This is a genomic window from Clostridium sp. (assembly GCF_050717535.1).
Taxonomy (GTDB): domain Bacteria; phylum Bacillota; class Clostridia; order Clostridiales; family Clostridiaceae; genus Clostridium_AD.
In genome coordinates, this window is sequence record NZ_JBOITM010000010.1 from 34,796 (window position 1) to 43,915 (window position 9,120).

Sequence of the window (9,120 nt, forward strand, 5' to 3'; positions counted from 1 at the left end):
CTTTAACGAAAAATATATATTGCTAGCATAATCCAAGAAAAAATATTTAATTTAAGAAAAAAATACCAAATTTCGAAATGACTATTATTTTATATTGCAGACCTTAATGAGATGGATCTTAATAAAAGTTGATAATTTTTATTATTTATTTGATTACTTCGCACATGATAGGTTAATACTTTTAATAAGTGAGGTGGTGGAGGTAAATTATGAAAAAGCTATTATGTATAACACTAATATTTATGATGATGTTAACTAGCGGATGTATTGAAAAAAAAGTAAAACCAGCAACATCTAGAAAATATTTAGTTTATAATTTGGGACAATTACCATCAGATTTACTAATGCTAAAAGATGATAATGTGAGGCAGAAAGATTTGTTACTAGTTTTATTTGAAGGCTTATTAAGAGAAGATAAAAATGGGAAAATAGTACCTGCAATGGCAGAAAAGTATGATGTTTCAGCGGATAAAATCGGGTATACCTTTAAATTAAGATCAGATATTCATTATAGCGATGGAACTGTTATAAAAGCTATAGATTTTGTAAGGTTTTTTCACAATATTTTATTAGAAAAAGATAATATATATGCTAAGCAGCTATATTGTATATTTGGAGCTAAGGATTTTAGCCAAGGTAAAGTAAGTTTTGATAAAGTGGCCATTGTAGCAAAGGATGATTTAACTTTAGAGATAAGGCTAAATAGTGCAAATGAATATTTTAAAAATATTCTTAGTAATCCAGTTTTCACTTTAAGGGAAACCGGTATGAATATGAAAAACTGGAAAGAAAGTTACGATAAAATTCAATATAGTGGGCCATTTATTATAAAAGATATAAACGAGGAGGGTGAAATATCTTTAATAAAGAATGAAAAGTATTGGAGGGCAAGTGAAATTGTCAGCACTGAAATGCTTTTTACAACTATAAAGGATGAAGAGAAAACACTAGCAGATTTTGAAACTACCGAGTCTAGTACTACATCAAAAATTGATGTATTTGTAAGCCCACCAATAAGCGAGGGGATTGCCCTTAGTATGGAAAAGAAAACTATAGCTGTACCATCACAAAGTATGTATTATCTAACGTTTAATTTAAATGCTAAATCACCCGTAAAAGACAATGATTTTAGAAATGCAATTAGTTCAACAATATCTAAAGAATTTATTATACAAAGTATTTCAAAAGATTTGGCCGTGCCAGCAATAAGTTACACAACCCTTAATACGGCTAATGGGGATGGGGGTAAAGTAATCTTTGATGTGTTTAGTAGTAAGGATAAAGGTATGCAATATTTACAAGAATACTTAAAGAACAAGAGCTATGAAAAAAAACAAGAATTAATTATAGTATATGAAAATAGAGATCTTGATGACAGGATAGTAAAGGAAATAGCTAAAAATATTAAAGGAAACTTAGATGAAATAACTAAAAATATTAAGGGCTATTTCGATGATAAGGATTATTTAAATATAAAGGTAGTTTGCAAGGGTTATGAAAAAGATGAACTTAATGAGGTATTAAAGCAAGGTAATTATGATATGTTATTTTCAAGAATTGATGAAGAGTATGGGGATATTTATAAATTTTTTTCAAGATGGACATCAAATTCAAGTTATAATATATATGGATATAAAAATTTAGAATATGATAAAACTATTCAAAGCGCACTTATGGAAAGTGATAGTAAAAAGAAAATAATAATATATAATGAAGCTCAAAACATATTAGCAAAAGACTTGCCTTGTATACCGGTATACATTGTTAATACGGTTATTTGTAAGAAAGAAAATGTTAAAGATATTTATACCACTAAGGGTGGAAATTTAATATTTGATTATGCTTATAAAGACAATGTAGTTATTGTAAAGTGATAATTAGAGGGTTTTCTTATATTCTGCTATAACGAAAAATATATATTGCTGGAATGTATTCGCGCCGCTGAGTAATTCTAAATTTATTTTATTTACAGCTGCTAAAAAATATAAACTCGCTATCGCTCAAACATATATTTTTCTTCACGCATCTATAAATAAAATAAATTTGAATTACTAACACTTGCTCAAATGCATTTTACGCAATATATACTTTTGTTAGCAGAATATAAGAAAACCTATTGTAATGTAATCAAAAATCTTGTTGTAGAGAGTATTATTAACTTGGATCTATTTTAATACTTTGTATAAACTCAGCATTTATAAGTTCATTGCCTTTTTTAGTTTGAACCTCAATCCAATTCTCATTTACATCAATTATTGTTCCTATGGCATTTGTACCAAATGATCCTGTGGATATTCTGCATTTTTTTCCTATATATTTTTTAATTACTTCGTTAGTCATTTTTATTAACCCCTTTCTTTTCTTCCTTTTTAGAATTATCAATTTTTGCATTTGACGTTGTTGCGGTAAAATTATAAAAAACAATATAAATAATGGCATGTATATAGCAATATATGTTGATGAATTCATGGAAATATCACCTCTTTACATCTAATTTTCAAATTTTTAAATGAAATATAATATTTAATTTAAGAATATTATGAAGTGACACAATTGATTATTTCATCTATATTCTTCTTTTTAGTAAAATCTACTGGATTATGGTATAGGGCAAGCATACCTCTTTCGTCAGTTGTTAATTTCTCCTCTTTTTTACTTTTAATTTTCCATTTTAGTAGGGTCATAAGTATTTTATCAAAAGGGGTAAGGTGATTATAATTAAATCCACCACGTAAATAAAAGAATTTAATATGTTTTTGTTGGACTGGGGTAAAGTTTTTATTTCTAACATCAATTATCCCATCTACAGTTAGTGGAGACACTCCTGTTGAGAAAACAATTACCTTTTTATCTTTAAGTTTTTCAATGTTATTTGTTATTAGTTTCACTCCGTTTATTCCTACTGCATATAAACTACCACCATAAATTATAGTATCGTATTTAATTAGATTCTTGATAGTAATTTTTGAAACATCAAAAATATCAGCTGACAAATCTTTTGCAATCCATTCTGCGTATTTCTTTGCAAAACCTGTTTTAGATTTGTATATCACTACGGTATTCATTATTTATGCCCCCTAATTTACTTCGTTTTTTATGGAGTATAGGAATTATTATCTGTTTACCATGTATTATATGTTGGTGTAAAAAAGATAAAAGTAAATATTGAGCTACTTACAAAAAAGTATATATTACTTATAATGCATTAATCGTATTGCAATACGTATAATATATACTTTTTCCTTTTCATTCAAATAATTCACTCATATTTATGGCTAAGCCGTCAAACACTTCTGATTTTATAATTTCAAAGGAATGATATCCTTCTACTTTAAATGGCATATTATTCTTAAATCTATAACAAATAGAATTCCTATTCATTGGGTTAATAATCCAGTATTCTTCTACACCAGCTTTAGCATATAAATCTAGCTTAGTTATATAATCATGACTGCTATTTGAAGGAGATACTACCTCAACTATTAATGTAGGAATACCTTCATATACTTTATTTTTAATATTCTCTTTATCACATATAACAAATATATCTGGCTGAACTACATTTTTGTTGCCTTTTTCATCCAGGAATGTAACGTCTAGGGGCGCTACATAAGGTTTGCATTGCTTACCTTTAAAATAATTTTTAAATTCAAATGCAATATTTAAAACAACATCTTGATGAACTGTACTTGGAGAAACCATCATAAATATTTCATTATTAACATATTCACATCTGTCATTCTCACTTATATCTAAATACTCTTGGTATGTATAAATTTTCTTTTCTTCAGCAAGCATTAGATTCACTCCTTTATTTTGCAATATTTAATAGATTAATAGAGAGGTTATCTTAACTCAAATATATATTATTGTTTAATTGTTGTTATATTTTAATTATATCATTACCGCTTATTTAGAACAATAGTAGCATTATTTATGCAGTGCATAGGCCAATAAAAAGTAAGTGTATAATAACCTTAAATTAAAAATAATGGTTCTGTATAAGGATATAGATTACAAAAATGTATTATACGGAGGTATACTATACTTAGGAAGGTGATTTTATGAGAAAAGGTATATACTTTTTATTATGTATTGTTGTAACAACCTTATTAATAGTAGGATGTAACGGTAATAAGGAAGCTAATCCCGAGGCTGTAGTAAAAGAATTTGTAACTAAAATGTATACACTGGAAGATTATAAAACAGTGGATATGGAAAAAGTGAATTTGGAATATCCTAAAGATCAATATACCAACGAAATTAAGACAATATCCACAGAAAGTGCTTTGGAAGAAATTATTGTAAATAGAACTAAACTCATATATATTGACTATTTATCTACTCTTCATATAAATTCAAAAATAACATCTATAACTATAGATAAACAGACTAGTGAAACCGATGGTTCAACACTATATTCTTATAAAGCAAAATTAAAACTTACTTTTGTAGATACAAAGGTAGAAAAAGAAGAAGAAGTTCTTGGTCAACTTACTTTAAATAAAGTTAAAAACAATTGGGTTATCACTAGATTCAATAAAGTGGAGATCCCTACTCATGCTATAAAAAAATAATGCCTGAGTAGCAACAGGTGGGCTAATTGGTTTATAAATATAGAAAAACACAGCCTAAAAGTTATATTTAACTCAGACTGTGTTTTTATTAAGTGAGTGTACATAAACTTTTTTTCTTAGATTATGCTAACAAAAGTATATATTGCGTAGAATGCATTCGAACAAGCCTTAGTAATTCAAATTTATTTTATTTGCAGTTGCGTGTAGAAAAATGCATGTTTGAGCGATAGCGAGTTTGCATTTTTTAGCAACTTCAGATAAAATAAATTTTAGAATTACTCGGTGATGTGAGTGCGTTTTAGCAATATATACTTTTCGTTATAGCATAATCTAAGAAAAAACTACCATACCCTTATTTATTCCTGAAAAATATTGTTAAGAAGAATATAAACATATTTTTGCTGCTATCAAAAGATGATTTTGTTTGTTTAAAGCTTTCTTTTCGTTTATTGTAAGTCACATTTTTAATGAAGATAGGAGCTAGTTCATTATTTTCAGGTGTTCCCATAGTAGGCATCCTGAAATCTTCTTCTTGGAGCAAGTCTTCTGATTTTAATGAGAAGCCTCTGTAATGCTCTGAATTATCTAGTGAAGGGGAATCAGGCCAACTTAAAACCATTCCAGAGTCTATTATTTGATGTTTGAAAATATCTTGAAGCATGAAAGAATCGTCTTCTAAATTATTAAAATCAGAATATAAAATTTGGCTATACATATATAGTAAGAGTTCATCACAAGTATAGGTTATTTCTTTGTCCGTAGTTTCTTTTAACAAAATGCCTCTATCACTTTCATATAATTTTGTAAGCTTTTCATATAAATCATCACTTGTACTTTGAAATTTTTGCATATCGGTTTTTTCATATAAAAGTGTAGAATTTATAAAAAGCATGCATGAGTAATCTAATTTAGCATTAATGATTATAGATGGTTTAGTGTTATACTGTTCTATAAGCAAATCAGAAAAATCTAGCAATAAATTTTGGCATTCTTCTAAGCCGGAATATTTATAAAAAATATTTAAGGCGAGGCATATCTTATTTAATTCCTCAAAAGAAACATTATAAATTTCTTCTTTATACTGAGTAAACATATTTAAGATATCTAGTGAAAATTTTTCATATTCATGTTCGTGTTTTCCTTCATCATAAGAGGAGAATTTGTAATAAGCAGCCATCATGAGTGCTTGATCAGAAAATTTAAACTTGTTGTTTTTATTTTCAAATTTAAATTCTTGATTCATTGGATCGGTTAAATCTACCTTATCAACAAACAGACCATCTTTATTTCGGAAATAAGAAGCATAAAATTCTAACTGTTCCTTGCATAGCTTAAGATATAAAGAGCTTAGAGCATATTTAGAATCATCAAGGTTCTTAAAGCTACTATAGTAGTCTACGAGCTCTAATAGGGATAAGGTCATGAAGGCATTACTATTAATTGTTATTTCTTTTTTTACTTTGTTTTCATTCCAAGTTAAAGTGCCTTCTTGCGATTTTAATTTAGCATCTGCTTTTTTGTAAACACATAAAAGTGGAGAATTTAAATTAGTTGTGTTAATATCAATCTTAGAAAAAGATTTAGATTTTAAATCTTTTAAAGGAATATATATTCCACATTTAGAGTCAAAAACTATATCTTTTAATGATTCTTTTGATAAGTAGAAGAATTGATTTTTTATGTTATTTCTATTTAATGAATTGATTCTTAAAAAAGGTCCAATAAATTTCAAAATATCACCACCATATATTAATCCTTATATAAATAATATGATTCGAATTGTTAAAATGTGCTAGTTTTATGAAAATAGAAAGGAAGAATTTATATGAAAGTTGGAAAACTAAATTGGGATGATCTAAAACAAATAATTGACAACAATAAAAGTGTAGTTCGGGATGATGTTAGAATTAGAAGTGGAATAGGAGAAGACTGTAGTGTCATAAATTTTGGAGAATATGAGTGCGTGGTTTCTACAGATCCAATAACGGGGGCAGATAAAAACATAGGTAAATTAGCAGTTAATATAAACTGTAATGATATAGCTTCTTGTGGGGTTGAGCCTGTGGGTATTCTAGTTACAATTCTAGTGCCACCAACAGCCACCATAGAAGATATAAAAAAAATCATGGGAGAAATTGATGAAGAAACAAAAAAATTAAACGTGGAAATACTGGGTGGCCACACTGAGGTTACAGAAGCAGTGAATAGAATAGTGGTTTCCTGTACGGCAATAGGTAAAGGAAAAGCTGGGGGCGCAGTGGCAACATCGGGAGCAAAAATAGGAGATGATATCATTGTTACCAAACTACTATGTATGGAGGGAACTTCAATTGTAGTAAATGATTATTTAGATAGGGTAAGAGATGTTTTAACCCATAATGAGATAGAAGAGGCAAAAGACTATGTGAGTGGCATTAGTGTGACTCTAGAGGGCCGTATAGCAGGAGAGTTTGGGGTTAATTCAATGCATGATATAACTGAAGGGGGAGTGCTTGGAGCATTGTGGGAGGTTGCACAGGCTAGTAATTTAGGATTTGAGGTATATTATGATAAAATGCCAATTAGTGAAATTACAATTAAGATCTGTAAAAAACTTAATATTGATCCTTTGAAATTTATATCCTCAGGGAGTATGCTAATAACAGCCACTGGTGGGCAAAAGCTAGTAGAAAAATTAATTAGGAATGGAATAGAAGCTACAGTAATAGGAAAGATAACAACAGATAGGGGTATACTAGTAATAGATGGAATTCGAAATGATGTTTTACCACCGACTAGGGATGAGTTATTTAGTATATAATTATTAATAAGTAGAATCAAAGAGGGGGATAAAAATGAGAAAATTAATAGTTGCTAGTAATAATGGCCACAAAATTAGAGAGATAAAGGAAATGCTATCACAATTTCCTTTTGAAGTTCTATCTTTAAAAGAAGCAAGTCTTAATATTGAAGTGGAGGAAACCGGGAGTACCTTCATGGATAATGCAGAGATAAAGGCTAGTGAAATCTTTAAAATAGCCAATGGGGATATGGTACTTGCAGATGACTCAGGATTATCGGTGGAATTCTTAGATGGAGCTCCAGGTGTTTTTTCAGCTAGATTCGCAGGTGTTCATGGAGATACTAGTGCAAATAATGAAAAATTATTATATCTCCTATCTGGTGAAAAAGAAGAAAACCGAAAAGCTAAATTTATTTGCGCCATGGTACTTATAGTTAATGAAGATAAGATAATAAAAGTGCAAGAAGAAGTTGAGGGGATAATTATAGGCGAATTTATAGGTGAAGAAGGTTTTGGATACGACCCACTATTTTATGTTCCAGAATACAACAAGACTTTTGCTCAGATGAGTAATAAAGAGAAAAATGCAATTAGTCATAGAGGAAGGGCACTAGATAAATTAAAAAGTGAACTTGAAAAACTAATATAGCAAGTATAATTATTATATTACAGTATATGAGAAGATAATGTACTTAAGAACCCCATGCCTTTTGGCATGGGAGTATCAGGAAGAGGTGATTTAAAATGCGCATAGGTGTTATTAGTGATACACATAGACATGTTAGCAGCATAGAGGCGCTAGCAGGTAAAATAAAGGGGCTAGATGTTCTGATTCACTTAGGTGATAATGTAGATGACGTAGCAATCCTAGAGAAGTATTACAAGGGAAGAATAATTAATGTGAAAGGCAATTGCGATTTTTCTGCAGGTACACCTAATGATAGATTGGAAGAAATCTCTGGAAAAAAGATTTTTTTAACTCATGGACATAGATATAGTGTAAAAGAGGGTATATTTCAATTAAAATATAAGGCATTAGAAACGGGGGCTGATATAGTTTTATATGGGCACACTCATATTGCAAAAATAGATTATGAAGAAGGAGTATGGTATATAAACCCTGGTAGTGCTGCAGAGCCAAGGGATGGATCACCAAGCTTTGTCATTATAGAAATCAGTGGAGAATCAATAGATCCAAATTTAATAAGACTTTAATTTTAACTAGAGTTTAAACCTGCGTTAACATAGAAGAAAATACTTTGAAAAATTTATTCTAATATTAAAAAAGAAAAGTTCGAAAAAGTGTTGACGTATTAATGTATATGGTGTAAAATAATCCATGTCGTCATAAAAAATCATTAATTTAAATCTTTATGGCATAGCAGTAAATTTAAGGCATTAAAATTTTTCTTATAAGATTTAATGCATATCGGGGTGTAGCGCAGCTGGGAGCGCGCGTGGTTTGGGACCATGAGGTCGCAGGTTCAATCCCTGTCACCCCGACCATTTTACTAAAATACAATATGCGGGTATAACTCAATGGTAGAGTGTTAGCCTTCCAAGCTAATTACGAGGGTTCGATTCCCTCTACCCGCTCCAAATATGTTAATGTACATAAATTCATTAATATACAGGTGTCTTTAGCTCAGTTGGATAGAGCAATGCCCTTCTAAGGCATGGGCCGGGGGTTCGAATCCCTTAAGACACACCATATGGTGGACGTAGTTCAGTTGGTAGAGCGCCAGATTGTGATTCTGGTTG

The 9,120-nt window shown here is 29.7% G+C and carries 9 protein-coding genes and 3 tRNA genes; 8 read left to right on the plus strand and 4 right to left on the minus strand.

Annotated features, from left to right (window positions below):
* Nucleotides 1-209 precede the first annotated feature (209 nt).
* Complete coding sequence (locus tag ACREVU_RS02450) at nucleotides 210-1,874, plus strand: peptide ABC transporter substrate-binding protein (RefSeq protein ID WP_431550038.1); 1,665 nt, start codon at nucleotides 210-212, stop codon at nucleotides 1,872-1,874.
* 280 nt (nucleotides 1,875-2,154) lie between these two features.
* Here ACREVU_RS02450 and ACREVU_RS02455 read toward each other — a convergent pair whose 3' ends face one another.
* The 3 genes from ACREVU_RS02455 to ACREVU_RS02465 form a co-directional block, all read right to left on the minus strand.
* Nucleotides 2,155-2,340 carry a DUF6897 domain-containing protein gene (locus ACREVU_RS02455; protein WP_431550039.1) on the minus strand — a complete coding sequence of 62 codons (186 nt, stop codon included), beginning with the start codon at nucleotides 2,338-2,340 and terminating at the stop codon, nucleotides 2,155-2,157.
* A gap of 197 nt (nucleotides 2,341-2,537) precedes the next feature.
* Nucleotides 2,538-3,065 (minus strand): flavodoxin domain-containing protein, encoded by a 528-nt coding sequence (locus ACREVU_RS02460; RefSeq protein WP_431550040.1) that lies wholly within the window; start codon nucleotides 3,063-3,065, stop codon nucleotides 2,538-2,540.
* Between the two features lie 181 nt (nucleotides 3,066-3,246).
* The gene (locus tag ACREVU_RS02465; RefSeq protein ID WP_431550041.1) at nucleotides 3,247-3,798 is read right to left on the minus strand and encodes a Uma2 family endonuclease; all 552 of its coding nucleotides are present in this window, start codon (nucleotides 3,796-3,798) and stop codon (nucleotides 3,247-3,249) included.
* A 266-nt stretch (nucleotides 3,799-4,064) separates the two neighbouring features.
* Between ACREVU_RS02465 and ACREVU_RS02470 the strand changes: the two genes are divergently transcribed.
* Nucleotides 4,065-4,577 (plus strand): hypothetical protein, encoded by a 513-nt coding sequence (locus tag ACREVU_RS02470; RefSeq protein ID WP_431550042.1) that lies wholly within the window; start codon nucleotides 4,065-4,067, stop codon nucleotides 4,575-4,577.
* A 352-nt stretch (nucleotides 4,578-4,929) separates the two neighbouring features.
* Here ACREVU_RS02470 and ACREVU_RS02475 read toward each other — a convergent pair whose 3' ends face one another.
* Nucleotides 4,930-6,309 carry a hypothetical protein gene (locus ACREVU_RS02475; RefSeq protein ID WP_431550043.1) on the minus strand — a complete coding sequence of 460 codons (1,380 nt, stop codon included), beginning with the start codon at nucleotides 6,307-6,309 and terminating at the stop codon, nucleotides 4,930-4,932.
* A 93-nt stretch (nucleotides 6,310-6,402) separates the two neighbouring features.
* On the opposite strand from ACREVU_RS02475, the gene ACREVU_RS02480 reads away from it, so the two are divergent.
* The 6 genes from ACREVU_RS02480 to ACREVU_RS02505 all read left to right on the plus strand — a co-directional run bounded on the left by ACREVU_RS02480 (nucleotide 6,403) and on the right by ACREVU_RS02505 (nucleotide 9,070).
* Nucleotides 6,403-7,377 (plus strand): AIR synthase family protein, encoded by a 975-nt coding sequence (locus ACREVU_RS02480; protein ID WP_431550044.1) that lies wholly within the window; start codon nucleotides 6,403-6,405, stop codon nucleotides 7,375-7,377.
* Between the two features lie 34 nt (nucleotides 7,378-7,411).
* Nucleotides 7,412-8,008: an XTP/dITP diphosphatase gene (locus tag ACREVU_RS02485; RefSeq protein ID WP_431550045.1), complete on the plus strand. Its 597-nt coding sequence runs from the start codon at nucleotides 7,412-7,414 to the stop codon at nucleotides 8,006-8,008.
* Between the two features lie 95 nt (nucleotides 8,009-8,103).
* Nucleotides 8,104-8,574, plus strand: a complete 471-nt coding sequence (locus tag ACREVU_RS02490) for a metallophosphoesterase (protein ID WP_431550046.1) — start codon at nucleotides 8,104-8,106, stop codon at nucleotides 8,572-8,574.
* A 215-nt stretch (nucleotides 8,575-8,789) separates the two neighbouring features.
* Nucleotides 8,790-8,865: transfer RNA gene (locus ACREVU_RS02495), tRNA-Pro, on the plus strand.
* A gap of 19 nt (nucleotides 8,866-8,884) precedes the next feature.
* A tRNA-Gly gene (locus tag ACREVU_RS02500) sits at nucleotides 8,885-8,958 on the plus strand.
* A 35-nt stretch (nucleotides 8,959-8,993) separates the two neighbouring features.
* A tRNA-Arg gene (locus ACREVU_RS02505) sits at nucleotides 8,994-9,070 on the plus strand.
* The last annotated feature ends 50 nt before the right edge of the window (nucleotides 9,071-9,120 follow it).